At 67.6% G+C, this 24,917-nt stretch carries 25 protein-coding genes and 6 pseudogenes; 17 read left to right on the top strand and 14 right to left on the bottom strand.

Annotated elements, in window-relative coordinates:
* Positions 1–215: 215 nt before the first annotated feature.
* Positions 216–359: pseudogene (locus ACZ4S3_RS11855) on the bottom strand (flavin reductase family protein); the annotation flags it as partial.
* 120 nt (positions 360–479) lie between these two features.
* Between ACZ4S3_RS11855 and ACZ4S3_RS11850 the strand changes: the two are divergent.
* Positions 480–1,004, top strand: coding sequence for a recombinase family protein (locus ACZ4S3_RS11850; RefSeq protein ID WP_467930885.1), 525 nt, complete (start codon positions 480–482; stop codon positions 1,002–1,004).
* 449 nt (positions 1,005–1,453) lie between these two features.
* On the opposite strand, the gene infA is transcribed toward ACZ4S3_RS11850, so the two are convergent.
* The 4 genes and pseudogenes from infA to ACZ4S3_RS11830 form a co-directional block, all read right to left on the bottom strand.
* A complete protein-coding gene (gene infA, locus ACZ4S3_RS11845; protein WP_467930881.1) occupies positions 1,454–1,678 on the bottom strand; it encodes a translation initiation factor IF-1 in 225 nt (74 codons plus the stop codon).
* A gap of 196 nt (positions 1,679–1,874) precedes the next feature.
* On the bottom strand, positions 1,875–2,672 hold the full coding sequence (locus ACZ4S3_RS11840) for a GNAT family N-acetyltransferase (protein ID WP_467930878.1): 798 nt from the start codon (positions 2,670–2,672) through the stop codon (positions 1,875–1,877).
* A 160-nt stretch (positions 2,673–2,832) separates the two neighbouring features.
* Positions 2,833–3,096 carry a hypothetical protein gene (locus tag ACZ4S3_RS11835; protein ID WP_467930874.1) on the bottom strand — a complete coding sequence of 88 codons (264 nt, stop codon included), beginning with the start codon at positions 3,094–3,096 and terminating at the stop codon, positions 2,833–2,835.
* A gap of 691 nt (positions 3,097–3,787) precedes the next feature.
* Positions 3,788–3,915, bottom strand: a pseudogene (locus tag ACZ4S3_RS11830) (winged helix DNA-binding domain-containing protein); the annotation flags it as partial.
* A 153-nt stretch (positions 3,916–4,068) separates the two neighbouring features.
* Between ACZ4S3_RS11830 and ACZ4S3_RS11825 the strand changes: the two are divergent.
* Positions 4,069–5,250 (top strand): acyl-CoA dehydrogenase family protein, encoded by a 1,182-nt coding sequence (locus ACZ4S3_RS11825; RefSeq protein ID WP_467930872.1) that lies wholly within the window; start codon positions 4,069–4,071, stop codon positions 5,248–5,250.
* 414 nt (positions 5,251–5,664) lie between these two features.
* On the opposite strand, the gene ACZ4S3_RS11820 is transcribed toward ACZ4S3_RS11825, so the two are convergent.
* The gene (locus ACZ4S3_RS11820; protein ID WP_467930870.1) at positions 5,665–5,904 is read right to left on the bottom strand and encodes a hypothetical protein; all 240 of its coding nucleotides are present in this window, start codon (positions 5,902–5,904) and stop codon (positions 5,665–5,667) included.
* Between the two features lie 651 nt (positions 5,905–6,555).
* Complete coding sequence (locus ACZ4S3_RS11815) at positions 6,556–7,011, bottom strand: hypothetical protein (protein WP_467930866.1); 456 nt, start codon at positions 7,009–7,011, stop codon at positions 6,556–6,558.
* Positions 7,012–7,279: 268 nt separating this feature from the next.
* On the opposite strand from ACZ4S3_RS11815, the gene ACZ4S3_RS11810 reads away from it, so the two are divergent.
* The 4 genes from ACZ4S3_RS11810 to ACZ4S3_RS11795 all read left to right on the top strand — a co-directional run bounded on the left by ACZ4S3_RS11810 (position 7,280) and on the right by ACZ4S3_RS11795 (position 10,808).
* On the top strand, positions 7,280–8,044 hold the full coding sequence (locus tag ACZ4S3_RS11810) for a hypothetical protein (RefSeq protein WP_467930861.1): 765 nt from the start codon (positions 7,280–7,282) through the stop codon (positions 8,042–8,044).
* A gap of 141 nt (positions 8,045–8,185) precedes the next feature.
* Entirely contained in the window at positions 8,186–8,899 is a 714-nt protein-coding gene (locus ACZ4S3_RS11805; protein WP_467930857.1) for a cyclodityrosine synthase, read from the top strand.
* Entirely contained in the window at positions 8,896–10,083 is a 1,188-nt protein-coding gene (locus ACZ4S3_RS11800; RefSeq protein WP_467930853.1) for a cytochrome P450, read from the top strand. The genes ACZ4S3_RS11805 and ACZ4S3_RS11800 overlap by 4 nt, the downstream gene beginning before the upstream one ends.
* A 431-nt stretch (positions 10,084–10,514) precedes the next feature.
* Positions 10,515–10,808 (top strand): hypothetical protein, encoded by a 294-nt coding sequence (locus ACZ4S3_RS11795; protein ID WP_467930849.1) that lies wholly within the window; start codon positions 10,515–10,517, stop codon positions 10,806–10,808.
* Between the two features lie 293 nt (positions 10,809–11,101).
* Here ACZ4S3_RS11795 and ACZ4S3_RS11790 read toward each other — a convergent pair whose 3' ends face one another.
* Positions 11,102–11,662 carry a nitrobindin family protein gene (locus tag ACZ4S3_RS11790; protein WP_467930844.1) on the bottom strand — a complete coding sequence of 187 codons (561 nt, stop codon included), beginning with the start codon at positions 11,660–11,662 and terminating at the stop codon, positions 11,102–11,104.
* 279 nt (positions 11,663–11,941) lie between these two features.
* On the opposite strand from ACZ4S3_RS11790, the gene ACZ4S3_RS11785 reads away from it, so the two are divergent.
* The 3 genes from ACZ4S3_RS11785 (at position 11,942) to ACZ4S3_RS11775 (ending at position 13,402) form a co-directional block, all read left to right on the top strand.
* Positions 11,942–12,292: a hypothetical protein gene (locus ACZ4S3_RS11785; protein WP_467930840.1), complete on the top strand. Its 351-nt coding sequence runs from the start codon at positions 11,942–11,944 to the stop codon at positions 12,290–12,292.
* 25 nt (positions 12,293–12,317) lie between these two features.
* The gene (locus tag ACZ4S3_RS11780; RefSeq protein ID WP_467930837.1) at positions 12,318–13,055 is read left to right on the top strand and encodes a DUF6333 family protein; all 738 of its coding nucleotides are present in this window, start codon (positions 12,318–12,320) and stop codon (positions 13,053–13,055) included.
* Positions 13,056–13,222: 167 nt separating this feature from the next.
* The gene (locus ACZ4S3_RS11775) at positions 13,223–13,402 is read left to right on the top strand and encodes a hypothetical protein (RefSeq protein ID WP_467930833.1); all 180 of its coding nucleotides are present in this window, start codon (positions 13,223–13,225) and stop codon (positions 13,400–13,402) included.
* A 594-nt stretch (positions 13,403–13,996) separates the two neighbouring features.
* Here ACZ4S3_RS11775 and ACZ4S3_RS11770 read toward each other — a convergent pair.
* Positions 13,997–14,203: a hypothetical protein gene (locus ACZ4S3_RS11770; RefSeq protein WP_467930829.1), complete on the bottom strand. Its 207-nt coding sequence runs from the start codon at positions 14,201–14,203 to the stop codon at positions 13,997–13,999.
* 552 nt (positions 14,204–14,755) lie between these two features.
* On the opposite strand from ACZ4S3_RS11770, the gene ACZ4S3_RS11765 reads away from it, so the two are divergent.
* Positions 14,756–15,820 (top strand): cobalamin-independent methionine synthase II family protein, encoded by a 1,065-nt coding sequence (locus tag ACZ4S3_RS11765; RefSeq protein ID WP_467930823.1) that lies wholly within the window; start codon positions 14,756–14,758, stop codon positions 15,818–15,820.
* Positions 15,821–16,298: 478 nt separating this feature from the next.
* The gene (locus tag ACZ4S3_RS11760) at positions 16,299–17,486 is read left to right on the top strand and encodes an alpha/beta fold hydrolase (protein ID WP_467930819.1); all 1,188 of its coding nucleotides are present in this window, start codon (positions 16,299–16,301) and stop codon (positions 17,484–17,486) included.
* A gap of 594 nt (positions 17,487–18,080) precedes the next feature.
* Here the strand turns inward: ACZ4S3_RS11760 and ACZ4S3_RS11755 are convergent.
* Positions 18,081–18,338: pseudogene (locus tag ACZ4S3_RS11755) on the bottom strand (transposase); the annotation flags it as partial.
* A 20-nt stretch (positions 18,339–18,358) separates the two neighbouring features.
* Here ACZ4S3_RS11755 and ACZ4S3_RS11750 point away from each other — a divergent pair.
* Both ACZ4S3_RS11750 and ACZ4S3_RS11745 read left to right on the top strand, forming a co-directional pair.
* Positions 18,359–18,607, top strand: a complete 249-nt coding sequence (locus tag ACZ4S3_RS11750; RefSeq protein WP_467930817.1) for a hypothetical protein — start codon at positions 18,359–18,361, stop codon at positions 18,605–18,607.
* 20 nt (positions 18,608–18,627) lie between these two features.
* On the top strand, positions 18,628–19,263 hold the full coding sequence (locus tag ACZ4S3_RS11745) for an ATP-grasp domain-containing protein (protein WP_467931567.1): 636 nt from the start codon (positions 18,628–18,630) through the stop codon (positions 19,261–19,263).
* Positions 19,264–19,649: 386 nt separating this feature from the next.
* Here ACZ4S3_RS11745 and ACZ4S3_RS11740 read toward each other — a convergent pair whose 3' ends face one another.
* Complete coding sequence (locus ACZ4S3_RS11740) at positions 19,650–20,039, bottom strand: DUF3224 domain-containing protein (protein WP_467930813.1); 390 nt, start codon at positions 20,037–20,039, stop codon at positions 19,650–19,652.
* 439 nt (positions 20,040–20,478) lie between these two features.
* Between ACZ4S3_RS11740 and ACZ4S3_RS11735 the strand changes: the two genes are divergently transcribed.
* Positions 20,479–20,889, top strand: coding sequence for a RidA family protein (locus tag ACZ4S3_RS11735; RefSeq protein WP_467930810.1), 411 nt, complete (start codon positions 20,479–20,481; stop codon positions 20,887–20,889).
* A gap of 30 nt (positions 20,890–20,919) precedes the next feature.
* Here the strand turns inward: ACZ4S3_RS11735 and ACZ4S3_RS11730 are convergent.
* Positions 20,920–21,439, bottom strand: a pseudogene (locus ACZ4S3_RS11730) (IS5 family transposase); the annotation flags it as partial.
* Between the two features lie 42 nt (positions 21,440–21,481).
* Between ACZ4S3_RS11730 and ACZ4S3_RS11725 the strand changes: the two are divergent.
* Positions 21,482–21,838, top strand: a pseudogene (locus tag ACZ4S3_RS11725) (transposase); the annotation flags it as partial.
* Positions 21,839–22,087: 249 nt separating this feature from the next.
* On the top strand, positions 22,088–22,807 hold the full coding sequence (locus ACZ4S3_RS11720) for a dienelactone hydrolase family protein (protein ID WP_467930807.1): 720 nt from the start codon (positions 22,088–22,090) through the stop codon (positions 22,805–22,807).
* 10 nt (positions 22,808–22,817) lie between these two features.
* Here ACZ4S3_RS11720 and ACZ4S3_RS11715 read toward each other — a convergent pair whose 3' ends face one another.
* Entirely contained in the window at positions 22,818–23,048 is a 231-nt protein-coding gene (locus tag ACZ4S3_RS11715; protein ID WP_467930803.1) for a hypothetical protein, read from the bottom strand.
* A gap of 821 nt (positions 23,049–23,869) precedes the next feature.
* Between ACZ4S3_RS11715 and ACZ4S3_RS11710 the strand changes: the two genes are divergently transcribed.
* Positions 23,870–24,085 (top strand): DUF6243 family protein, encoded by a 216-nt coding sequence (locus ACZ4S3_RS11710; RefSeq protein WP_467930801.1) that lies wholly within the window; start codon positions 23,870–23,872, stop codon positions 24,083–24,085.
* Positions 24,086–24,355: 270 nt separating this feature from the next.
* On the opposite strand, the pseudogene ACZ4S3_RS11705 reads toward ACZ4S3_RS11710, so the two are convergent.
* Positions 24,356–24,912: pseudogene (locus tag ACZ4S3_RS11705) on the bottom strand (transposase family protein); the annotation flags it as partial.
* Between the last annotated feature and the right edge of the window lie 5 nt (positions 24,913–24,917).

Genomic DNA, 24,917 nt, shown 5'->3' with positions numbered 1-24,917 from the left:
GAACGACTGGAAGCTCGTCCATGGCGCCGGTAACGGCGAATGAGTGTAGGCGCGCGAGCCAGCCGGGCTCCTCTTCACCACCCCACGCCTCAAAAGGTCTTCATCCGGCGTAGTGCGGACAGCGGGTACGGCACGGACCCCGCGTTCACTCGCCACACAATTGGCGTCTCGGTTGGCCTGGGCTGACGTCAGTCCGACCGATACCGCTTTCCTCAGAACTTCGCAGGTGCCAGGTTCGCAGAAGCACCATCAGGGCTGATCGTCGAGACCCAGGCGATAGGCCGCGGCACAACCACCGCGGTCAGGAGCTTGTAGAACTCGTTGCGGGACATGGCAGCGGGATCAAAGTCAGTGCGCATGGTGATCAGTATCCACACCGGCGGCCACGGATCCTACGGCGGATCCACAACACCCCCAAACCCCTGAGTTCGTGGGAAAGTGCCCGTTATCAGAGCCGCCGAGCACCACGAGCCGACATCGTGTCCACTGCCCCAGCCCCAGCCGTCTGGGAAGACTTCGACGTCCCCGCCCACGCCTGCGGCGGCCAAGTCACCCTCAACCTCTATGACCACCTTGCGGCATACGCCCCCAAGCGCCCCGGCGCCTACCTGCGCATCTCCTCTGACCGCTTCGGCCTCGAGACCGGCGTCGACCGCCAGCTCGAAGACGCCCAAGACACCCGCGCCCACCTGAGCTGGGGACCGTTCGCCAAGGCCTACCGAGAGACCGACACCTCAGCCTTCAAAAAGCGCAAGGTCATCAAGCCCGACAGCTCCATCGACACTCTCTTCGAGGAACCTCTCCACCCAATCACTCTCGCACTCGCCGTCCCCTCGACTCCTCAACACAGCTCCCACGTCCGCGCCCGTCACGCGACGCGATGCCTGATTACACGCCATATTGATTTCCAGCCTGAAGATTTGGATAACCGCATAACGTACGCTCACCAGGAGCAGTCCACCGCCCCTGGAATCCGTCCGTCGGTGCACAGAAGGTCAAGGTAGGAAATAATTCCGGCCGCACCAAATGGCGCACACGCATTCCCCACCATCAATCCGTGGAGCCAGGGTTGAGCAGGGTTGCGGGGCACGTCAGGGAGATCTGATGACACTCCAGGTCGACCAGCAGTCGACTACCGTAGGGCTTGCCGTCAAGCAGGTGCGGGGGCGCTCGGCCGCACGTCCTGAGCACTTCCCTGCCCTCCGCGTCACTGTTGCTACCGCACGGCGGGGCGGCGGTCCTGATCGGCTTCGGCACGGGGGAGGGGTATGAGCAACCTGAAGGCGTTCAGGGTGAGCGGTGGGCAGGCCACAGCGATTCCGGGATCGCCGGTGGCTTTGGAGTGTCATTGGCTGTGCGGGCGGTCTCGAAGGCGGGCTGGAGACCCTGGCCTTACCGGGCCGGCCATCCAGCGCGGGGCTCGCCCCTGCGGGCGACCCGGCCGGCCCTTGCACTATGACCTGTACCGGTAGCGGATCCGGCCGCGGGTGAGGTCGTAGGGGCTGAGTTCCACGAGCACCCGGTCGTACGGGAGGATCTTGATGTAGTTCTTCCGGATCTTCCCGCTGATGTGGGCGAGCACCGTGTGCCCGTTCTCCAGTTCCACCTTGAAGGTGGCGTTGCGCAGGCACTCGACGACGGTGCCTTCGACTTCTACGCCGCCTGCTGTTTTTGTCATGGCTTCTCGTTTCTTTCGTTACGTGACGGTCTGTTCGTTAGGAAGGGAATGCGGTGGACAGTTGGGCGCGGTGCCGTCTACCGACGGCCGTCCGCGGCCAACTCGTGGACGGCGGCGGGCGGGTGCCCGCTTGTCGGAGCGGCGTCACCGCGCCTGTTGGGCTCGGCCCGGTCGCTCGGTGCGATGTGGCGGCGCGTCAGCGGCAGACGAGCTCCAGGGTGCCGGTCGTGCGCCGGGCACCGATGCTCTCGAACAGGGCGGTAGCCGCCGCGTTGGACTCGTCCACCTCGGCCCATGCCGAAGCAGTCCCGGAGCGGTGCAGGGAACCCAGTGCGTGAGCCAGCAGCACACGGGCGATGCCGCGGCGGTGCCTGTCGGAGCGGACGGCGATCAGCCCGATCCGTGGCTGCCTGGTCAGCAGCGTCACCCGGATCAGCCCCACGTACTGGTCCAAGTGCCGCGCCACCGTGTACTTCGACGGGTCGAGCAGGGTGATTCCCGCCGGGCGGAGCAGCACCTCGGCCGGCATCGTCTGCCATCCGACGGCGGCCTCGACCTCGTCGCGGATGATGCGGTCCAGGGTGCGCAGCGGGCCGTCCTCCGCCTGGCCGGAGGGCACGATCGTCACGCCCGATGGGGGCCGCTCCGAGCCGAGCCCGGTGACCTGCGGGTCGGTGGGCACGAGGTAGCCCCGCTCACGGCGTGCGGCGGTGAAGCCGGCCCGCTCCCAGCTGGACCTGGAGTCGGGGTCGGCCTCGTCGACGACGGTGTACAGCGGGGTCGGCAGGTCTTTGAGCATCGTCTCGGCGATGCGGTCGAAGACCGCGCCGTGCCACGCGTCGATGCTGATGAAGAGCCGCCCGTCGGGCCGGCGCAAAGCGTCGCCGCGACCGACCGTCTGGTCGCCCTCCACGGCCTGCCACTGTGTGTCCGAAACCCGCGTGATCACGGCCGCGTTGCGGCCCGTGCTCGAAGTGGAACGCGCAGAATTCATTGGTGTTGCCTCTCAGGAGTGCCTTGTCCGAGGCGCTCCCGGCGACAGCTACATCAATCGCCCACCGTGACGAAAAGGGGGAGCACCCATAGGGATACAGCCTTCATGGGTCTCACCTCCTCGCGTCTTCCACGGCTGCCCAGACCGTACCAGCGGCGGTCTACCCACCCAACCGATTTAAAACCGGCCCAGCATCATCGATCGCGTAGCGGGTGGTGAGGGTGTCGATGATCGGCGCGGCCTCGGCCGAGGCGGGAGCGATGCCGGCGTCGAGCGCGCGGCCGACGTTGTCCCGGACGGTTTCGGTGAGGTCGTGATGCAGGCCCGTGGTTTCGCCTTCGGCGCGCTCGGCTGCCTGGTACTCCGCCATGCGGCGGACGGCGGCGCGGAAGTCGGGGTCCTGGGTGAGCTCGGCGAGTTCCACCCAGGCGGGCTGGCCACGGCATGGCGGTGCACCTTCATGACGTGCCCTTTGAACGGCGGGAGGTTGCCGGCGGTAGCCCCGCGGGCCGTGAGCACCATTCGCCACGTGAGAGTTTCCCGTTGTTCCGTCCCACGAACCGCACGCTGTCCCGCACAGGGGCGTATCCGCGCGTCCGTCCGCCGGTGCCTTGCCAAGGCTCTCCGCGGGCGCCTTCCTCCAGAGCGACCGCTTCCGGTGGCGGCCGCGCCCCCAACCACTGGGCGGCTGATTCACCGAGTAGATGCCTTGCTCAGACGCGCGAGGACGTTCGGTGACCTATTGGGCTCCTACGGTTCCGGAACACCGCACGTCCTCGCCGACAGGAGCCCGCATGAGCTTTATGCCCCCCGGAAACGTCGTCTGGTTCGAGTTCGCCACCGCCGATCCCCAAACGGTCAAGGACTTATACGGCCCGCTGCTGGGCTGGACCTTCGAGCCGGACCCCGACTCCTCCACCAACGGAAACATCTACCTCCGCATCCTCGCCCCCGGCATGCCCTGGCTGATGGGCGCCATCCAGAGCCGGGGGGGAGGGGCCGGCGTACGTGAGGCGTCCAACCTGTCCGTCCTGCCCTTGCCCGTGGCCGCTGACGTCGAGCGGCTGCGCGGGCTGGGCGCACAGGTGGAGGTGCCCGCTACCCGGGTCGGCGCCGCGCTCCCGCCAGCCCATCGGGTCGGGTCCAACGCGGGCAGCAGTGCGGCCGACGGCTCCGGCGCGGCGACCGGCGCGTCCAGGTGCTCTGCCAGCGCATAGCCGGTTCCGTCGTCCAGGCGGACCTCGATCGCCTACACAGCTCGAACGACGGCTCACGGCGTAGATCGAGCAGTAACTCCCTGCCTCAGAACGGCTATTCCTTGGGCAGACCGAGGAACGGTACGGCTTCACCCTTATGGTGACGCTGACTCAATACTGATAGCGAGGAGCAACCATCCATGGCGGTCTCGATCGGATTGCATGTCAGCTCGGAATTTCCCGCGATGCTCGAGCGAATTGACGCGCTCGGTGGGGCGCTCGAGGCGGACGCGGACACGGCCGAGGAACTCGGCAGACTCACCGAGGACACCGCGCGGGCGTTGCTGGGCGCTGGGGTCGTGGGGGCCGCGCTGCCGCAGAACCTCGGCGGCTACGAGTTCTCCCCGCGTCAATTGATAGAGACGGTCGAGCGGGTCAGCTACCACGATGCCGCGGCCGGTTGGACGATGATGGCGCTGCAGTTGATGACCGGCACCACTGCGGCCTATCTCGATGCCGTTGCGGCGGCCGACTTGTTCCCGGATGTCGCGGGTGGGGACCACGCGTTGTTGTCTGGGCACGGCACCCGGCCCGGCCGGGCCGTTTCGGTGGAGGGTGGCTATCTGGTGAGCGGTAGTTGGCAGTTCGCCTCCGGTATGGCGCACGCCACCCATATCCACGGTGCGATCCAGGTCGAGGGCAGCGGTGAGCTGCGGGTGCTGGCGATGCCGAAGTCGCAGGTGGAACTCGTCGACAACTGGGATGTGCTCGGGCTGCGTGCGACGCACAGTATTGACTACCACTGCACCGATGTACATGTCCCTGCGACGCACACGTATCTCGCCACAACGACGAACCCGGTCAACGGTGGCGCGATCTACCGCCTCGGCTTGGTCAACATGTCCGCAATCGGGCACACCGGCTGGGCGTTCGGTGTCGGGCGGCGTCTGCTCGATGAACTGAAGTTGGTCGCCGCGGCCAAATCCGGCACACGTAACGCCGCCGTCGACACCGCGCAGTTCCACGCGGAGTACGCGACCGCCGAAGCCAAGCTTCGTTCGGCGCGGGCGTGGGCGATGGAGGTATGGCAAGGCATCGAAGACACCCTGGATGCGGGCGAGTTGACAAGTGCCGAGCAGGACACGCTGCTCAGACTGGCGCTCAACCACGCGACGTGGACCGTGCAGGACGTGGGTCAGACGGTGCACCGATGGGCTGGGACGGCGGCGATCCGGCGCGGGCCGATCGACCGGTTTCTGCGTGATCTCGGCACAGGTACCCAGCACATCACCTCAAGCCCCACGGTCCTGCAGAACTGCGGGAAATGGCTCAGCGGCGCACAACCCCAAGCACACTGGGAATTTCTCGACTTGACGCCGTGACCGCCAGGTCGGCGAGTGCGCACCGGCAGGAAAGGGAGCCCGACGAGCCGGCGTTCGCCCGGCTCTCGGATTTCATGGTGCAAGCCTGGATGTTCTCCTGACTCGGTTCGTCAATGAGCCCCCAGTTCACCGCCTTCATGGAGGCGATCCGGGTGCTCCGCATTGGGCGCCCGGGAGGCCCCCGAATCCGGCCGGCCCACATCCTGAGCGGCAAGGGCTACCGCTCCAGAACGATACGTACCTGGCTGCGGCGCCGGAACATCCCCCACACCGTCCCCGAACGGAGCGACCAGATCCGCAAGCGGCGCAACGTGGTCGAACGCTGCTTCAACCGTTTGGAGAATGGCGCGGCATCGCCACCCGCTACGACAAGACCGCTGAGTCCTCCCAGTCGCGGAGGGATCTTCCAGTTCTTCATGCGGGCGAAGGTGTGCTCGACGCGGGCGCGTACGCATCGGTGTTCGGCGTTGTCTTCCTCCCCACGATCCGCCCACCGTCGATCACCGCGATCCGGTCGGCCCGGTCGGCGGCGACGTGGAGGTCGTCGGTCACCAGCAGGACGGCCGCGCCTTGTTCGCGGACGAGGGCGCCGATGCGGTCAACGATCTGTCGCTGGACGGTGGCGTCGAGGGCGCTCGATCGAACGGAATCCACCGCCCTGCCGTATAGGGAGCGGCGGCTCTGGCCTCGCAGGTCTGGTCTGCCGTGCCACCCCCGCGCCCGCACGGAGGCGAGGCGGGTGGCGTCTGCCCTCACCGCGGCCGGCCTCGGCCTGCTGACCGTCCTCGACGTCGGCTTCCTGGCCCTCGTTCTCACCCTGCTCGTCCTCATGACGCCGGCGGTCGTCCGGCTCAGCAATCTCATGGCCCGGCACAGCGCCACCGCGCCCCGTACCACCCTGGTGCTCGGGACCGTCTGGGTCGCATCGGCAACCACCTGCTGGTCGACGGCGAGGTCGAGACCGGCGCGGCGCAGTCCGGGTCCGCGTCGGCCGCCTCGCGGAACGGCGCGTCCAGGCTGTAGCGCGTGCCGCACATCCCGCATCGGGGAATGATCAGAGTCTCCGGCGCGGCTGACAGCCGAAGCGGACCAACGCGAAGGCGTCGGCCAGGTCCCGCTGGACACCGTCGATGGCTCGTTCACGAACTTCACCCATGGCTGGGCCCTCTCCAAGCCGGTCCGCAAAATCTCCACAACCTCACCAACACCGAACTCCCGGTCGCGTCGCTCTCATCATCGGCACCGTCGAGCTCCTCGGACTCCTTCCGAAGAGCTCGACGTACGCGGGTTCTTCTGCCAGGCCCGTTACGAAGTCACCGAAGCGCCGTAGATGGAGAGGGCTGCAATCCCGACCACGCAAGCAACTATCACCCAGTAGCCGAAGCCCCTCCCACGCGCACTTCGCCCCTTTCGCACGGCGGAGTTGGCCGCTTGATGAGGTGCCGCCGGTCTGGATGCGGCCGGCGTGGGACCCGAGGCCGCTTCGGCGAGCAGGCGGCGGCAGATCGCCGCCAGCTGGACGGTTTCAGTGGAGAGCGACACCACAGCCTCTGATCGCGCCGGCGCAGTGGTGCCACCGTCGAGGATGCGCCCTGCACGGACGAGGATCTCGTCTCTACCACCAGCGGGCGCGAGACTGATCCAGCGCTGCACATGCTCACCCCGGATGACCACTCCCCCGGACCGCTCGCGGTAGACGGTGTGTTCCCGCCAGAGCGTCTGCGCTAAAGCCTGTGCAGTTTCCCGCAGTTGGACGCTCACGATCTCCCCCTATGCCACTTACCGAATCGAACAAAGATCGCACTGTAGCGGCAGGCCGCGGCTCTGTGCCATTCCATGGGAGGCCGTGATCCACTCCCGGGCTTCCTCCCGAGAAGTGACGTGGTGCGTGTGCCAGTGCCGGATGGACGGGTCCTGGAAGGCGCGTTGCAGGACGGGGGCGTCATCTGCCTCCCAGGACCGCAGCAGTACATCAGCGCCTGGTGACAGCACGGGCGGTTGGGCAGACGCGGAGAGAGACCCAGCGGGGATGGCGGGCGTCATCGCGAAGGTCATGAGCGGCATCATCTCCCACGACCCGGCGCAGCACAGGGCTTCGCTCCAACTGGCCGGCCGACTAACGGAGATCACTTACGGGACAGTCTTCACGAGCCCGTGCATGGCTGGCGGTGGCGCGTCGATGGGCGTGTTGCTGCTGGCCGGCCTTGCGTCGGCGCTCGTGCATCTCCTCGTGCCACTGGGCGGATTCTTCTTGAACCTGCGATGCGGCGGCGTCACGACGCGTCCACCGGTCTGGCCCCGAACCCTTGGTAGCCGGCATCCACGAGAAGGTCTCAACAGGAGGTCCGTCAGCCAGGAGTTTGACCTGCCCTGGCTGATGACCACCATGGACTTCACCGCGCTGTGCCTGATCTTGCCGGAGATGCACTTGTCCCGGCCCGGGCGTCCGGCGGCCGGGCGGCGCACCCGGATCTCGTGGGTGGCGCCGTGGCGAAGGTGGACGGAAGTGGCGGCCGTATCCGACCGCGATGCACGGTCCCGCGCGCAGCCGGCCAAGCAGGCAGGCGCTCCCGTCGCAGCGAGGATGTCCCACCCCACTGCGCTCACGTCCTACGACAGCGAGGGCCCAACGCGTACCGCCGGAGGTCGACTGCCGGGTTCGACGGTCGGGGACGGAGTGCCCGGCGCGGACAGGCGGGGAATGGCACGCCTTCCCCGACCCGAAGGTTCGGCTGAGCGGCTTCGCGACGCGCTCGTTCGCCATCATCAGTCCGCGCTTGTGAACGCCATATGAACGCAACTAGGCGGCCTGACCTGGGAGTTACTTCCTGGTTCGACATCATTCGGAACCGACAGTCAGGTAGGTTTTCGGTGTCGCCGCCACACCGGGAACACGGGGTTCCCAGGGACTAGCGGCACGTAGGGACATCGTCTCTTGACGACAGCGACCGAGGTTTTTCACGTCCGTCCGTACACCCCGCACTGCCAGGTCATCACCGACGAAGGTGATCACGCCGTCATCGGCATCTCGCCTGGGAACTCCTACTTCACCCATCAGCGAGTCCTCGGCCTCGCCGCCTGGGGATTGGAGAACTTCCGTCAGGTTGACCTCATCTATACGGATCTGCATGTCGCCGACATGTATGAGGCGCTCGGATATCCAGCGATCGACGCCCAGCGCAAGGCCGTGAAGAACCTGCGCGGTGTACGGGCCAAGGTGACCGCCGCCGTTGCCGCGCTCGACCCGGACGGCACCAGGCTCCGCGGCCGCCCCATGTCCGCGCTGCTGGACATCCCCGCCTATCAGGTCATCCGCGAGAGCCTCGACGACCGGCTGTCCACCGACCCGGCGTTCCGCGAGGTCTGTGATCAGCTCGTGGTCCAGTTCCTCACCAGCAAGGTGCTCGATGGGCAGCAGCCCACGGACCGTCAGCGTCAGGTCTGCCTCGACTACATCTGTGCCGAGGCGCCGCTGTTCATCGACACCCCCGCAATCATGGGCGTCCCCTCATCGCTCAACTGCTACCACCAGGCATTGCCGATGGCCGATCTCCTGTACTCACGCGGGCACGGCCTGCGCGCCACGCGCAACCAGGGCCACGCCGTGATCTCTCCCGCCGGCACTCTCACCGGAGGACACGACCAGTGACGACCGCCCCGACCCTGATCGACTTCCCGTTCTCCCCGCGCGGCGACCGCCTCCCGCCGGAGATCGAGCAGCTGCGCGCCACCCCGGTCACGCGGGTACGCACCATCGCCGGGGATCCGGCGTGGCTCGTCTCCTCCTATGAGTTGTGCAAGCAGGTGCTCGAAGACCCCAGCTTCAGCCTCAAGGACACCTCTGCCCCTGGCGTTCCCCGGCAGTACGCGCTGACCATCCCGCCCGAGGTGGTCAACAACATGGGCAACATCACCGGCGCCGGTCTGCGGAAGGCCGTCCTCAAGGCCATCAACCCCAAGGCCGGTGGTCTGACGGAGTGGATGACCGACCACGCCGGCCACCTGGTCGACGGCATCCTCGGCTACGGCCCGCCGGTCGACCTGCGCGGACAGTTCGCCAACCCCTACGCCGAGCAGCTCCACTGCCACATCCTCGGCATCCCCCGCGACGACGCACCGCTGTTGGCGTCCAGTCTCGACATCGCGTTCATGAACTCGGCATGCCCCATCACCGGGGCGCGCCTGAACTGGGACCGTGACATCGCCTATATGACCGAGCGGCTCAACGACCCCGCCACTGACGGGCTCATGGCCGAACTAGCCGCCCTCCGTGGTGACCCCGACTATGCGCACCTCACCGACGAGATGCTCGCCACCGTCGGCGTCACCATGTTCGGCGCCGGAGTCATCTCCACCATGGGCGCCTTGACCATGGCCGTGTTCACGCTCCTTCAGAACCCCGAGGTGTGGGAGCGGCTGTGCGCGGAGCCCGGCAAGATACCGGCCGCCGTGGATGAGCTGCTACGGGTGAACCTGTCCATCGCCGACGGTCTGCCCCGCCTGGCCATGGAAGACATGCAGCTCGGCGACACAGAGATCAAGAAAGGCGAACTCGTCCTCGTCCTGGTCGAGGCCGCCAACACCGACGAGAGCGTGTTCCCCGACCCGCACAACCTCGACATCGACCGGCCCAACGCGGCCGCTCACCTCTCGTTCGGCTACGGCGGGCACTACTGCCCCGCCGTACCGCTCGGCAAGAAGCACATCGAGATAGCGATCGAGGCCCTCGCCACCCGTACGCCCAGCCTGCGCCTGGCCGTCCCCGTCGACCAACTCGTGTGGCGCACCCGCTTCATGAAGCGCATCCCTGAGCGCATGCCGGTCGCCTGGTAGGAGCAGCGATGTCGGCGTGAGCCGGCGCCAAAATGAACACGATGGTCCCGACCTGAAAGAGGTCGGGACCATCACTCTTGTAGGAACTGCCCTTCGCAGAAGATCGGTGTCAGACATGCCCACTCCCGGCAGACATCAGAGCGACGGGATAACGCAGGGGTCGCCTCAAGTCACAACAGGCCGGTCGAACCAGTCGCACCGTCCCTGCCCGCCCGATGCGCAGCCACCACCTCGCGCCTCGGACGGGGTGCGGCCCCGCGGAGGAGAGTGCGACTGCGGGCGGCCGAGCCGGCCATCCGTAACGGACCGCGATGCGGCCTGGGAGGCGGCCTACGACGCGGGCCGAGATAGGGACTGCCCTTTCCGTAACCCCTTCACCACCCCGTCTACCCATGCCGGAGAGCAAACCTGACGATCAGCCGGAGGGCGGCATGACGCTTCACCGACCGGGACTGCCGGGGGACTTGCCGTCGGCGGAGGTGCTGTGGGCGCGCTGGGCGCTGGTTGCCGTCATGGAGGCGACCACCGCGGGGGAGGAACGCCAGGGGTACCGCACGGGCTGCTGGATCGACGACGGCGGGCTCCACCTCGACGACTGCGGCTGTACGTGGTGGACGCCGGCGAAGATCGGCGAGGGCCGGTTCGTGCTCTTCGGCGAGGACGAGTCGAGCGAGGTCAAATGGCACGAAACGTCGATCGACATGCTGGCGGACGCCCCGGACTGACTCCCGTTCGAGGAGCTGCACGATCAGCTCGACGGCAATGAACTGGGCTGTGTCCATTGGTACGCGAACGGGTCCTGGGCGCGCGCCCCGTACCCCGACGACCTGGACGACGACGGCCTCGACTGTGGCATGAGCCGCTTCGTCGACAGGGGCGAGGCGCTGGAACTGCTGGACGGCAACGACTACGGCGCCAGGTAGGCCGCAGGGCGTTGCGGGCGGATATCAGGGCCACCCCCTACGGATCCCGTCCCTGGTGTCCTCGAACGACCCCGCACGCAATCCGTCAGCGCGACTCAGCTTGCGCCTCCGCTTGTACCACTGCGTCGAAGTCGTGCGGAAAGGTGATGCTGCAGTGGCTGACCGACCGCCGCGAGGTCGTGGACGAAGGTGAGCGTGTCCGCATCGGTCAGGGTGTAGCGGCGGCGGGTGGCGTTGACCTCCTTTGCGGTGGGGGCGAGGGCCACCTCGTGGGTGGTGAGGTCGGCCGTGCCATCGCCGGCCCGGCCGACCGAGATCTCCGCGATGCCGGTGGGCTGGGTGATCAATGCCTCCACGCGTCCGTCGGTCCCCAGCCGCCACCAGCCGCTCTCGCGGGCCGACGGCCGCAGCGGGGCGCCCTCCGCGTCGAGCAACCAGGCGCGCGCCTCGTAGTGGAGAAAAGGACGCCCGTCGTGAGTGAAGGTGACCTCCTGCGCATACGTGAACTCCTCGGAGAGCGTCGGATACTCGCCACGCCCCCGGCCGACCCACGTGCCCAGGAACCCGATCACCGGCGCGAGCAGCGCATGCGGCACAGGTGCGTCCTCCGGTCCAAAGGCGTCGGGAAACGGGTGCTGCTGGGCGGGGTCGGACATGATGTGTGCTCCTCGGTCGAGGCCGGTGCCGGTGCCGGGTGGCAGCCTAGGCCCTTTCGGTACGTCCCCCGGAACCGACGATCATCCGGCGGCGATCACCCCGGCGGAAGTGACGCCACACCACGCGGCGGCTGTGATGCCGCCGAAGCATCACCGTCATGACCCCGCCCGATCGCGTGCGTGCTGACAACGGGGTGCCGGTCAGCGTCTCTTCCCGGTCGCCAGAGGTCGCAAGACCCCCGACATCGCTGAGGCCGCTTGACAGATCAACCGCATCGGATGTCCGGCGAAACCGCCACGCCGACGACCGACGCCTACGCGCCCTCGTCGACAGAGCGAACGTTGCCTGAAGCTCAGGCAAGTCTCTTGAGCATTTTGACCGAGGTCCTTCCAGCCGGTGCCACGCACGCCGAAGTTCTCGGCGCAGTCGCCGTGGCTGGTGTGCAGACCACCGCGAGCACCCTGACCGGGCTGCGAGTGTGCGCGACGCCGGCCGAGGCGCAGCAGCATGTTGATGAGATAGCCGCCATGCGTCCGTCTCTGCCTTTCGGCATCGACGGTGTCGTCATCAAGGCGAACGACGCGGACGAGCAGGCCGCTGCCGGTTTCGGCAGTCGATTCCCGCACTAGGTTTCCGGCCGCTACGGTGGCCCGCATGACTGATCAAAGTCTCTGGACCATACCCCCAGCCGAGATGGTCCGCGGCTCCATGGTCCACGGCAACATGACCGTCTTCCAGCCGCCGTTCACCTCGGACACGGCCGGGTTCCCGGTACATGATCCGGGCCGGGCCGCCGCCTTCGCCGCGTCTTTGTCGAGGGTGGATGCGGTGCTGGAAGACCTCGGCCCGCGCTCGGCCGCCAACCCATCGGTCTTCAGCACGCTCGCGGACCTGGACATCGTCCATGCCGGCGCGTGGGGCAATGTGCTGACCGTCTGCGACCCGGCGTTCGTCTCCGACGGCGACGACAATCCCCTCCTTGACGAAGCAACGGCCCTGCGCGGATGCTTCCCCGACGCGCGGATCGTGGGACGCGTCGAGACCCACTGCGGAGCCACACGCACCGAAGACCTCGTATGGCTGCCCGACGGGACGATGTTCCACGCTGCCGGATGGACCGGTGACGAGCCGTTCGTCGTCTCCGGAGACCCCGCAGCGGTTCTCGCCGCTCTCGGCATGACGCAGAAACACCTCGACGACAATGACGAGCTGGACGCCTTCATCAACCTGGACGACGACCCGAACCAGATCGAATGGGGAGTGTTCGCCGGCCTGGCCCTGGGGGCCGCCGACCCGTGGGGCGTTCCCGGCCTGAACCTGTCGGCGCTGCGCGTGCGGCACACCGAGTCGACCACGGCCGACATGGAAGACGCGTACTTCATCTGCCGGTGACGGGTCGAACTTCCCTCACCCCGCACCGAGTTGACATATCGGCACGCCGATATCCCGTGCACTTTCGTCGGGGCGGTCCCTAGGGTGAGCGGGCGGCGCGTACACGTCACGGGGCCCAATGCGCCGCCCACACCCCTCACGCCCCCACCAGCGAGGGAAGATCCAGCTTGAACAGAGCACTTCACATACCCGCCCGGTGGCGGCCGGCCGGCCGCGTCCTGGCCGCTACCGCCATCGCGTCCGCGGTCACCGTGACCGGCCTGCCCGGCATCGACACCGCCGAGGCCGCCCCGCGTGCCGTCTCCGCCCAGATCCGGGCCCCCCATGGACAAGAAGTACGTCAGTAGTCATCATCGCCCCCGACCGGTGCAACGCCGACTGGCCGTCGTGTACAGCGCCCTGTTTGTCGTCTGTGAGAAGGATCGTGGCGAGCAGGCGTTGGAGGTTGTCCTTCGCTTCCGGGAGTTGGCCTTTGCTGGAGAGCTTGGGCATGGAGAACTCGCGCGCGCAGGCCACGCCGTGTAGGCGCTGCTCGAAGGACGAGCAGGTGCGGGAGCCATGCGCCAGGTCATGGTGATGCCACGACTCGCCGGCGGCTGCCGCGCGCGATTCGCAGCGCAACCGCGTCCGTGGCACGTACAACGCCATCCGCTTCCAGCGGTCCGCGACATCCGGCTGTGGGCCCGGTGCGGCTCGCCCCGCGACGGGAACAGGTCCACGAACTCCTCGTCGGTGAGCAGCCGTCCCTGCTGGTCCCAGTCCTGGATCGCCAGGCTCCCCTTAGCCGCACAGACATCGTCAGCCGCCGCATACGGCAATGTCGGCCTCCACGACCACAAGCAGGTCTTGAAGGCCGACGTCACACAGGACCCTGAATTACCCCACGACGGCCCGGGGTGGTGCCGGGGCCCGGTGGATGAGCACCGTGCTACAGCTGCATCTCAGCCGATCGGGCCCAGGGGGATGTCGGAGACAGTGAGGCTGAGGGACTTCACGGAGCCGCCGGTCAGGACAGGGATGCCATTGGGGCCCGGGGCGAACGTGGCGGTCAGGCCGTCCACGGAGCCACTGACGGAGAGACCACCCGCGACGCTGTCGAGGTCGTCGTCGGCTATCTCACGGGTCTCAATGCGGGACGTGTTGCTCATGAAGTTGAGCGTCCTTCCTCTGTAGTGGTGGGTCGCAATGCGTGGTGCATGCAGCGGGAACCCTCGGACGGCATTGACGCTAACCATGGTCGATCAAATTCCGATGAAATCGCTGGTAGGCATGGTGCGTGTATCGACGTGGCGCAGGCTGCGGTGCTGAATCCTCGCGGGGCGTGGGGGGGTGGACCGGGCTGGGTGGGCAGGATCGGGCAGGTGCTGTGTCCGATCTGGTGCAGGCCGGGGGCGCGGGCTTGGGTGCGAGCACAGCGGCAGATTGCCGTCCGTCGCGGCATCGTCCTACGAGCAACCGTTCCCACGCTTGAGGGACCGACGTGACCAAGTCGGTCGCCCTGGAAAGGGACTGCCCGGGAGCGCTATCGCGGCCCGTCTGTCAGATCAATCCGGCAAGCGGGCGTCGAACATCGCGGCAGGGCATCCGCCATGCTGTGTTACGTATCGGCCGGTCAACGAAGTTCCACCACGACACCGATGCGGTGAACCTGCCGCCCGGCGTCCCGGACACGCTGCGGCATGTCTCCTAGGGTCCGGATCATGAGCATTCCTACCGAGCCCATCGGCAGCCTCCCCCGCCCCCAAGCCCTCCAGAAGGCGTACGCCCAGCACGCTTCAGGTCACCTCAGCGACGCCGACCTAGGCAAGGTTCAGGAACAGGCTGTCACCGACACGCTGTCGAGGCTGGCAAATCTGGGCTGTCCCGTCCTGGTCGACGGTGAACAGGCCAAGCCCAGTGCCTACACCTACCCGCTCACCGGACTGACCGCCGTCGTCCCGGACGGCGCCGTCATCCCCTTCGCCGACGGCCACACGCGTCAGCTGCCCCGCATGACCGCGGGCCCCTTGCGCTACCAGGTCCGCGCCGATTCCTACCTGCGTGCCGCGCAGAACCACACCGACGGGCCGCTGAAGCAGGCGGTCGTCGCCCCCTCCATGCTCAGCCTGCTCTACCCGGCCGCCGGCATCGAGGGCTACCCCCGCGAGAAGTTCCTCGATGACCTCGCCGACGAGGCCGCGGCCGAGATCCGCGGATGCCTGGAAGCAGGCGCGCACGGCGTCCAGCTGGACTTCACCGAAGCCCGGCTCTCCCTCAAGCTCGACCCCTCCGGTGGCCTGCTGGACCAGCTCATCGCCGTCAACAACACGGTCCTGGAACGCTTCAACGAAGACGAGCGGGCCCGGCTGGGCGTGCACAGCTGCCCGGGCGCCGATCAGGATTCCACCCACAGCCTCGATGTCGACTACGCCGATCTCCTGCCCAAGCTCTTCCAGTTGAAGGCCGGCAACTTCTACCTCCACATGGCCGGCGAGACAGACCCCGCGCGCAACCTGCAGATCATCGCCGACCACCTACGCCCCGGCAGCCGGGTGTTCATCGGCGTCATCGACCCGATCGACCCGGTCGTGGAGAGTCCTGAACAAGTCCGCGACAGGGTGCTGGAGGCGGCCCGGTACCTCCCGGCCGACCGGCTGGGCACGTGCGACGACTGCGGCTTCGCCCCGTTCGCCGACGACACCTCCACCTCACGCGACACCGCCTTCGCCAAGATCGAAGCACGGGTCCGTGGCACGGCCATGGCCTCCGAAGAACTCGGACTGTGACCATGCGTGCCGGGTCCGCCCAGGGCCCGGCACCACCTGACTGCGGTCAGGTAACCGGATCACACAGGACAGTTGCTCGGTCACGTCGGTGCCACACGACGCGCCTTAGGCAGTGCATGAGGTAAGGACAGGCATGAACTGCCGGTATCCGACGACGAACCGTACGACACATCACGAACGGCCTCGGCTCGACAGCCTGCACGGAGCGAGGCGGTGGCGGCACGCCAAGACGTGCCGCAGAAGTGTTGGGCGACGCATGGGAGTGCTGTATCGCCTCCCCTGCAGACGGGCAGGCAACCCGGTCGTCGCCCGCCGCGTGCGGTACGGATCCTCCCCTCAGCGCTTAGCCCCCCTTTCGAGTCATATTTCAGCAGATCTCCTCAACCGACTGCCGCCGTTCAGGTAGTTAGTGGATCTCTTCCTCCCCGACTGCTGAGGAGCCCCCGTGCTGTGTCTTCGTGCTCTGGGCAGGCGTGCCGTGGCAACACTCGTCGCCGCGACAGCTGCTCTTCCCCTCGCCCCGCCTTCCCCCACGGCAGCAGCCGCAGAGCGGCCGCCCTTCTACGCACCGCCAACGGGCCTGCCCTCGCGCAACGGTGATGTGATCCGCTCCGAGCCGGCCGCCTTCTATCTGGATCCCCTCAAGGCGGTCAAGGTCAATGCGAGCGTCAGCCGGATCATGTACCGCACAACCGACCGCCTGGACAAGCCCATCGCGATCACCGGCACCGTGCTCACCCCCAGGACGATCCAGCGCGGCCCACGGCCGATCATCGCCTTCGCCCCCGGCACCCAGGGGCTGGCGGACAAGTGCGCCCCCTCCCGCCAGATGGCCGAAGGCACCGAGTACGAGGCGCTTCCCATCAAGAAGCTTCTCGACCAGGGCTATGCCGTCGTGGTGACCGACTATCAGGGGCTGGGTACACCCGGAGTCCACACCTACATGAACCGCGAGGTGCAGGGCCGCGCGGTCCTGGACTCCATCCGAGCAGCCCAGCGTCTGACAGCCGCAAACCTCCCCGACTCCGGCGAGGTCGCCGTCTACGGCTACTCCCAAGGCGGCGGAGCGGCGGCGTCCGCGGCCGAGCTCGCCCGGACCTACGCGCCAGAACTGAAGATCAGAGGCGCCGTTGTCGGCGCTCCCCCCGCGGATCTGGACAAGGTGGCCAACAGCCTCGACGGCTCCGCCTACTCCGCGTTCTTCAACTACGCCTTCTCAGGGTTCGCCGCCGGGTACGGCATCGACACTGACCCGTACTTGAACTCCCGTGGCAAGCGGGCGGCGAGCGACCTCCGCGACGACCAGTGCACGACGCAGGCCATCGGCAAGTACCCGTTCCTGCAATCCCGTTCTCTGACTGTGGACGGACGCCCGCTGACGGAGCGCCTCAAGCACGCTCCGTGGGACACGATCGTGGCGGAACAGCAGCTCGGCAGGCGCAAGCCCGCGTCGCCCATCCTGCTCTCCCACAGCGTCCTCGATGACGTCATCCCCCACCAGATCAGCAAGCAGCTGGCCGCCGACTGGTGCCGCCGGGGCGCGACGGTGAAGTTCACCAGCAACTACATTCCCACCCACATCGCCGCCTCCGCAGGGACAAGCGTCGAAGGCGTCCCCTGGCTCGCGGACCGCTTCTCCGGCAAGGCCGCACCAAACACCTGCTGAGACGGGGCACCTGCTGCCCTCCGGAAGCGGCCGGCAGCCCGTCCAGGACCTGCCCCCAGTGGCGCCGAGCAGCGCCATCGCGACCCGTACCACCCTGATGTTTGGGACCGTATGGGTCGCCTGCACGGCGCTCGGCGTACAGGTGGCCCACGTGCCGGTCGTCGCGGAGAACGCGGCCGGGCTCGTACAGAACCGTGCACTTGACCGCGTACGGCCCGCAGTCCGGTTCCGCTCCGTCCCGGCCCACCCCATGAGCGGCACGCCACCCCTCCCCGCTCTGCGCAGGGAGAGCCGCGATAGCCGGCACCGGCTCAGCGGTCGCTTCGCGGAAGTTGCGCAGCCCCGACCACACATCTGCGTGCCGCCACGGCCCTCGGCGCGCGTACGATCCCGCCGACGAACAGCCCGTTTACCATCCTCCTCTCCGGTGGTAAGCGGGCTCTTCGCACAATGTGTCCCTTTCGAGATCGCAACTGGGCGTCGGTGGTAAGTGCGGTGGTAAGCGGCCAAGGTCGACTGGTGGTGAGGGCCACCGGTCCTCCCCGCAGCTCCAGCCACCGCGGGCCCTTCCACCACGGAGCGCTTAGAACTCCTACGGAATGACTTCAGGCGTCGCCAGCAGATCAGTACGCATCCGAGGGTGAGGAATGCTTCGTGGATGTCGTCGCGAATCTCCCAGCGGATCCGCAGGCGGCGGAACCAGCGCAGGTGGGCGAATACTCGCTCCACAACCCAGCGTTGGGTACCCAGGCCCGAGCCGTGCTGGGTACCGCGGCGGGCGATGTCGTGGTCGTAGCCGCGGTCGCCCTGCACCACTTCTGGGCGACGTCGGGGGCGGCCGCGTTTGCCGCGCCCTGTACCCCAATTCCCTCATGTCCGAGGGGCATGAGGTGTGGATCGGCACGGTCAACGGATTGTCCTCGCTGGGCTCCGACATTCGCTGCCCACTGGGGAAGCCCGACGGAGCCGTGGAGGCATTCGCGCCGCTGCCGGGCAAGCTGGAACAGCGCGACTTCGCGGACATCGACGTGGTGTGGGTGCTCAACTACCCCCACCCCTCGGTCGAGGAAGCGGCCCGGCAGCTCCTGTGTGGTGCCTCAACCAGCAGGTGCCGTTCGTGAATGACGTGACCGTGATCCTGATGCTGAACACCAAGACCGCGCTCCCGGCCATCGTCCCGGGCCGGCACCTCCCGCGCACGCTGGTGTCCAACTCCTTCACCGAACTGTGGGCCGAGTACCGGACCGCTCCCGACACCATCGGGCTCGTCAAGCCACCCGACGGCGACGCCGGCGCGGACGTCTACCTCCTGGAGCCCGGATCGAGCAACAACAGGGTCCTGCTGCAGTCCATGACCGGCAACACGGCCCTCACCGATCTCCTGACCAAAGGGGGCCTGATGCGCCTTCGCAACCGGTACTGCGTCCTCCAGGAGTACCTGCCGCACGCCGAGGAGAAACGTGTGCTGATCGTGGCCGGCCGCCCGGTCGCCCAGCCGCTCCACCGGCTCGCACCCGGCGAGCACCGAGGGAACACGGCTCATCGCTGTACGACGCGACATCCACCGCACACCCGATGTGGGGGGCATCCACCTGCCCCGAACACAGGCCACGATCCTGCGGGCGCTCGCCGACCTGGGCCTCACTACCCCCGTCGGCGAGGGACTCAGCTCCGTCGTGGCCGTACTGCAGGGCACCGGCCTCGCTCGTGGCCGCTGCCTTGGACGCCAACGGCTCACTCACACACTGCCCCAGGACTCCAGGAGGTCCGGTCGTGATCGTCAATCTCCCGCACCCGCACGCGTTCAACCACGTGATCATTCTGGCTGCCCAGTGCTTCCTGGCGCGGCAACTGGGCAACACATCGCAATAGGACCACCGTTGCCCGATTAGGCACAATCGGCCACTGACCCGACAAGAATGGCCCCACCTCGTGGATCTCATCGACAAGTACGGCGAGGGCTGGTGCATCACCCTTGCCCAACTCCCTATAACCGACACTCTCCATCTCATGGGCGTCCACACCCCCGCCCCCGAACCCGTGGGGAGGTAACTGGCCGCGAAAGTCACAAAGAGTTACGGCAGGTGGGATTCATGCCGTTGATCGCTTGCGTGGGAAATCCGTTGGCTGTCGGCTGCAGGCCATGACTGGGTTCGGCAGCGCTCAGAGCGTGTAGACCAGGGTGAGCACTTGAAACTGGCGCTCCATGGCTCGTCCCGAGATACCGGTGAAGCCGTCGGTCCCAGAGTGGGGAATGATGCTCCCGTCGCTGCTCTGGTCATCCCCGTTGGCCAGCCCACTGTGCTGGATGACGAAGGTGCCCTGACGGCCGTCGAGGGTGCCCTCGATCCTCTCAGACGCCACGTAGCCACCGCCCGCGGCTCCTTGCGCCGTGAGCACCTCGGCAACGCCCGTGCCGTCGATCACGCCGCTGTAGTGCTTCCGAATCGTGACCCGGGTCAGTTTGGGTCCCTCAGCAGGCTCCTCGTACACCTTCTCGTCGAAGTCAATGATCTCGAACTTGGCCTCGATGGTGCGCTCTTGATCAGTCATGGCCAGCAAGGCTAGCCCCGGCCGTACCACCGTCGTTTGCCGGGCTCACGTCTGCCACTGGTGCTCGCAGTGACGGCCATCCGCCCATCACGCTTGGACGCCGGCGAACCGGGGCGGAGCATGTCATGCCAGACAGCGGTGATCACTCACAGTCGTCGATGCAACTGGCCGTACTTGAGGATTCCTCAATGGCCGCCGTCACTGTGGTGCAGGATCCACAAGGTGCGACGTTGGCGCTGGCTCAGAGTGCCTAGGGTCCGCCCTGCGGATCATTCCTGGGATGCGGCGCGCTCGCGTAGGTGGGCGGCTGTCACCCGAGCTGTGCCGAGGCGCACTTGCAAGCCTCGGGAATGAATCTCAGGATCTCATAGCTGTCGATCAAGCCGGGGTGATCACAGTTGCCCGGCTCCGTGTGCAGTTTTGAAGGAGTGTCAGCAGTATGTCCGTTACACAGCCTGCCGCCGAGCGCGTACGCATCTCCGCGGAACCCGACTGGTACGAGTCGGCCGGCATATCGCTCGGCGTCCGGGTCGGGAACTTGGTCTTCACCTCAGGGCAGGCGCCGATTGATGCCCAGGGAGCCACGATCGGCGCAGGGGACTTCGAGACGCAAGCCCGTCAGGCGCTCGCGAACCTGTCGACGGTCCTCACAAACGCGGGCTCCAGCCTCGCCGACGTGGTCAAGGCGACCGTGTTCGTCACGGACATCGCGCAGCAGGACATCTTCGCCAAGTTGCGCGCGGAGCACTTCCCGGACAAGCCTCACCTCGCGGAGTCGTTCGTGGAGGTCTCCTCACTCGCCAACCCTGAGTGGATGATCGAGATTGAGGCCATCGGACTCGTCCGGTGATGCTGAGTACTTACAGGCTCTTCGGCAGGTTTAAGAGCCAAGCCACAGGCGAATTGCTGCGACGGTCACGGTGCCGTGAAAGATGTAGGCCCTCTTGCCGAACCTCGTGGCCACCGCCCGGAAGTTCTTCAACGCATTGATCGTTCGCTCCACTTCGCTTCCGCGCTTGTAGATCGTCTTGTCGAAGGCGGCGGGCCGGCCGCCCCCGCTGCCCCGGCGTTGGCGGTTGGCGGTTGGCGGTTGGCCCGCTGGTTCTTCGGTTCGGGGATGGTGTGCTTGATCTGGCGTCGTCGCAGGTAGCGCGGTTGCGGCGGGACGAGTACGCCTTATCGCCGCCGAGGTGGTCAGGCCGGGTGCGCGGATGCCCGCCGCCCAGGCGACTGACGCGGATGCGTTCCATGACCGGGATGAGCTGCGGGGCGTCGCCCCACTGGCCCGGAGTGATCAGCAGGGCCAGAAGGCGGCGCCCGCCCTCACCGGCGAGATGGATCTTGCAGGTCAGGCCGCCCCGGGAACGTCCGAGTCCCTCGTCACGGCGGTGCTGCCGGGGGCGTGCCCGTGCGCCCGTTCCCCGCACTCGCGGCGCTGTTCTGCGGGCCCCCTGGACCGCCTGAACGACCTGGGACCTTTGCCAGAGGACATCACTGTGCACCTGGACGCCGGCTACGACTCGGACACCACCCGCGCCCTGCTCGACGAACGCGGCCTGCACGGCCGCATCGCGTACAAGGGTGAGAAGGCGCCGATCCAGGCCGGCCGGCGGTGGCATGTGGAACGGACCCACGCCTGGCAGAACGCCTTCCACCGCCTCGCGCACTGCTACGAGCGCCGGGTTACCGTCATCGACGCCTTCTTCGACCTCGCCGACACCATCATCACCGTGCGCAGCCTGATCCGTCGGGCATGGACGACCCACCGATGGAACCAACGCCCGATCCGCCGCCCATGAGCACACGCCTACCAGCGCGCCCTCTAAGGCAGTGTCCTATGTGGTGAGGCGGCATCCGGCCACGGAGCCTCCGCAAAAACCTGTTGGCGGACCACGGCGACCACTGCTAATTTCCCGGAGGCCGTGCGAGAGAACGAGGAGGTGGTACCCGTGAACGCAGTATCGACATGGGTGCTCCCCTCCGGGGTCACGGCCGGGCGATAGGTCGTCCGGGAGCGCCGTTCAAGAGCACTCCCGAAAGGCACGACCATGCAATTCACTTCCGAACAGCGCCTCGACGACGGCGTCCTCGAACGCGAATTCACCCTCGGCGAGATCCCCGGCACCCTGTGGACGCCTGGATCCGCACCGGCCCCGCTGATCCTGATCGGCCACAACGGCGGCTTGCACAAGCGGGAACCGCGGCTGGTGGCCCGGGCCCGGTACTGCGCGGAGCAGGGCTATGCGGTGGCTGCCATCGACGCCCCTGGGCACGGTGACCGGCCCCGTTCCGCCGCCGACGAGCAGGCCCGCGCCGACCTCCGCCGGGCGATGCAGGCCGGCGAGCCGGTCGATGAGATCTTCGAGTCCTTCGTCGGCCCGCTGGTCGAAAAGGCGGTCCCGGAATGGCGGACCACCCTGGACGCCCTCCTTTCGCTGCCCGAGATCGGCGGCCCGGTCGGGTACTCGGGGATGACCGCCATCGGCATTCGGCTGGCGGTGGTCGAGCCGCGCATCGCGGCCGCCGGTTTCTTCGCCGGGGGTTTCGTGCCCCGCGCTCAGCACGAGGAGGCTCGGCAGGTCACCATTCCGCTGCTGTTCCTGCTGCAGTGGGACGACGAAGGGAACCCCCGGCAGCGGGCCCTGGACCTGTTCGACGCCTTCGGCAGCAAGGAGAAGACGCTGCACGCCAATCTGGGCGGGCACACCGGCACCCCGTGGTTCGAGGTGGAGGACGGGGACCGGTTCTTCGGCCGGCACCTGAAGTGAGGCCGGGCCGTCAGGCCGGCAGCAGACGGTAGGCGCTGTCGGCCAGGATGCCGCTCATCGAGGACAGGTCCCGGCCCTCCTCGGTGGCGGTGGCCGGCAGATGCACCACCGCCCCGATCGCGGCGGTACCGGCCACCGGCGGTACCGGCCGGTCGGGGCGGCGCTCGGCCACCAGCGCCCGGGCCGGGCCGGGGTTGGTGACCGGCATCCGGCAGTAGGTACGCATCGCGACGTTCAGCATCCCGCGGGGTCGTCGCCGGGCTCGGTGGCCTCGGTGGTCCGGCTGACCTCTGTGACCCGAGCAGCGCCGGCCCGGCCAGCCCCAGTGAGAGCCCGACCACCTCCGACGTGAAGGACCTCCGCCCCTCCGGCTCGTCACTGAACGCCTTGACGATCACACTGTCCCTCCCGCCGTCCAGCGAACAGCGCATCACCACGCTCCGCGGACTGCTCCCCACCACCCGGGGCTCCCCGACGGTCGCCCCGACTACCTCACTCGCGATGTGCACGGCTGCCCACATGGTCGAATCCATGCAGACACACTGCCCCCACGGGGCCCACCAAGGCGGGCTTTGTGAGCGAGCTTTGCCATCGAAACAGACGATCAGCAAGCCGCGTTGCTGACCGGTCCACGGGCCAGGCCGGCCGCAGAACTCGCCTCGGGCGGGAGCCTAAAGGTTGTCCCGTAACGGCGGGGCGCAAGTGAGATGATTCTCACGCCGTCAGTGTGCTCGCGATCACTGACAACGCCCGCGGCGGCCCAGTACAGCCCATCTGGAGCTGCCCCGGGCGGGCGGCGACCACCGCCGGGTGCTGGCGGTGCTGAGATTCCCGGAAGGAAACGGCTGACCCCGGGCGCTCGCCGAAGGCCCGGCCGACGCCGGGGCGGCGAAAAGGTTGGTGTGCGGGGCCGACGGAACCGGGTATCGTCTTTGTCATGTTCTTCCAGACACCGATTTACGAGTGAGAGCGTGATGGGCCCCTGCTGACGTCCTTCGACGTCGCCGCCCATCCCCCACCGATGAATCCGTAGATCACTTCACATCATTACCGGGAGAACCTGTGACCGTGAGCAAGAACATCAACAACCCCGTGGGCATGGGCGGCGGCCAGCGCAAGAAGCTGTCCCGCGCCGAACGGCAGAACAACGGCCCGCACCGCAACCTCGACCGCCAGGGTGCGGCCGACCGGAAGGCGGAGCTGGTGCGCAAGATGCGCGAGAAGGCAGGCGCAGCTGAGGACGCCGGGCAGGCGGGCGACGACACCGCACAGAGCTGACGCACCGCCGCCGCAGGGCGGCACCGCACGGGGCAGGGCCCGGACCGCGACGCGCGGTCCGGGCCCTGCTGCCGTACCGGGGCTCTGCTGCCGTACCGGGCGCGGCCGGCCCCGCTCAGCTCTCGGCCGACCACCCGGGGCAGCCGCAGATTCAGCAGCCCCGTCACCGCCACCACCCCGAGCTGCACCAGCAGCGTCACCACCAGCGCGTTCCCCGTGCCCAGCCCGGGCGACACCGCAGCTGAGTGCGGGCGTGGTCGGTTGCTGATCCGCCCGTTCGTGCTTGTGGGACTTGTTGTGCACCTGCTTCCAGCTGGGCAACTCCTCGCCTTTGCGGCGCCTGTGGGGCATCACAAGGCCGGTGCCCGGGTAGCCGCCGTCAGCGATCGTCATGGAGTTGCCGACGGCGGCCTTGGCTCCGGATTCTTCCCATGCTTTGCAGTCGTTGCGGTTGCCGGGAAGGGGGCGCCCGACCACGACGATCTGGCGGGTGTCGGCGTCGATGACGACCTGGTGATTGGTGGAGTACCGGTAGTTCTTCGACTGCTCGGCCACCGTGTGGTCGCGGGTGGGCACCAGACGCGGTCTGCTGTCGACTTCGACACCTCGAACAAGGGCGCCAGCTGACGCAGCGTCAGGATCGTCCGCCAGTAGGCCGCGACCAGCAGTACCCGGTCCTCCAGGGGCAGCCCCCAGGGCCGGCCGCGCAGCACACCTTCGGTGCCTTCGCGCCGCAGCGCCGTCACGAGCTTCGCGAAGTACTGCGGGCTCAACCCGGTGAAGGGGCCTGTCCAGGACGACTCCGACGCCGTGATCACACCAGCCACATCAA

The sequence above is a fragment of the Streptomyces sp. NPDC028368 genome, assembly GCF_055565615.1.
Note: the sequence above shows the minus strand (reverse complement) of the source record. Positions and strands in the feature narration are given on the sequence as shown.

What these genes read in the sequence shown, in the direction of transcription:
- ACZ4S3_RS11750 (WP_467930817.1), top strand. Translation starts at nt 18,359, where the DNA reads ATGTCCGAGGGGCATGAGGTGTGGATCGGCACGGTCAACGGATTGTCC.
- ACZ4S3_RS11765 (WP_467930823.1), top strand. Translation starts at nt 14,756, where the DNA reads ATGAGCATTCCTACCGAGCCCATCGGCAGCCTCCCCCGCCCCCAAGCC.
- ACZ4S3_RS11715 (WP_467930803.1), bottom strand. Translation starts at nt 23,048, where the DNA reads ATGCTGAACGTCGCGATGCGTACCTACTGCCGGATGCCGGTCACCAAC.
- infA (WP_467930881.1), bottom strand. Translation starts at nt 1,678, where the DNA reads ATGACAAAAACAGCAGGCGGCGTAGAAGTCGAAGGCACCGTCGTCGAG.
- ACZ4S3_RS11770 (WP_467930829.1), bottom strand. Translation starts at nt 14,203, where the DNA reads ATGAGCAACACGTCCCGCATTGAGACCCGTGAGATAGCCGACGACGAC.
- ACZ4S3_RS11785 (WP_467930840.1), top strand. Translation starts at nt 11,942, where the DNA reads ATGTCCGGCGAAACCGCCACGCCGACGACCGACGCCTACGCGCCCTCG.
- ACZ4S3_RS11790 (WP_467930844.1), bottom strand. Translation starts at nt 11,662, where the DNA reads ATGTCCGACCCCGCCCAGCAGCACCCGTTTCCCGACGCCTTTGGACCG.
- ACZ4S3_RS11735 (WP_467930810.1), top strand. Translation starts at nt 20,479, where the DNA reads ATGTCCGTTACACAGCCTGCCGCCGAGCGCGTACGCATCTCCGCGGAA.
- ACZ4S3_RS11795 (WP_467930849.1), top strand. Translation starts at nt 10,515, where the DNA reads ATGACGCTTCACCGACCGGGACTGCCGGGGGACTTGCCGTCGGCGGAG.
- ACZ4S3_RS11745 (WP_467931567.1), top strand. Translation starts at nt 18,628, where the DNA reads ATGCTGAACACCAAGACCGCGCTCCCGGCCATCGTCCCGGGCCGGCAC.
- ACZ4S3_RS11740 (WP_467930813.1), bottom strand. Translation starts at nt 20,039, where the DNA reads ATGACTGATCAAGAGCGCACCATCGAGGCCAAGTTCGAGATCATTGAC.
- ACZ4S3_RS11825 (WP_467930872.1), top strand. Translation starts at nt 4,069, where the DNA reads ATGGCGGTCTCGATCGGATTGCATGTCAGCTCGGAATTTCCCGCGATG.
- ACZ4S3_RS11720 (WP_467930807.1), top strand. Translation starts at nt 22,088, where the DNA reads ATGCAATTCACTTCCGAACAGCGCCTCGACGACGGCGTCCTCGAACGC.
- ACZ4S3_RS11840 (WP_467930878.1), bottom strand. Translation starts at nt 2,672, where the DNA reads ATGAATTCTGCGCGTTCCACTTCGAGCACGGGCCGCAACGCGGCCGTG.
- ACZ4S3_RS11780 (WP_467930837.1), top strand. Translation starts at nt 12,318, where the DNA reads ATGACTGATCAAAGTCTCTGGACCATACCCCCAGCCGAGATGGTCCGC.
- ACZ4S3_RS11810 (WP_467930861.1), top strand. Translation starts at nt 7,280, where the DNA reads ATGGCGGGCGTCATCGCGAAGGTCATGAGCGGCATCATCTCCCACGAC.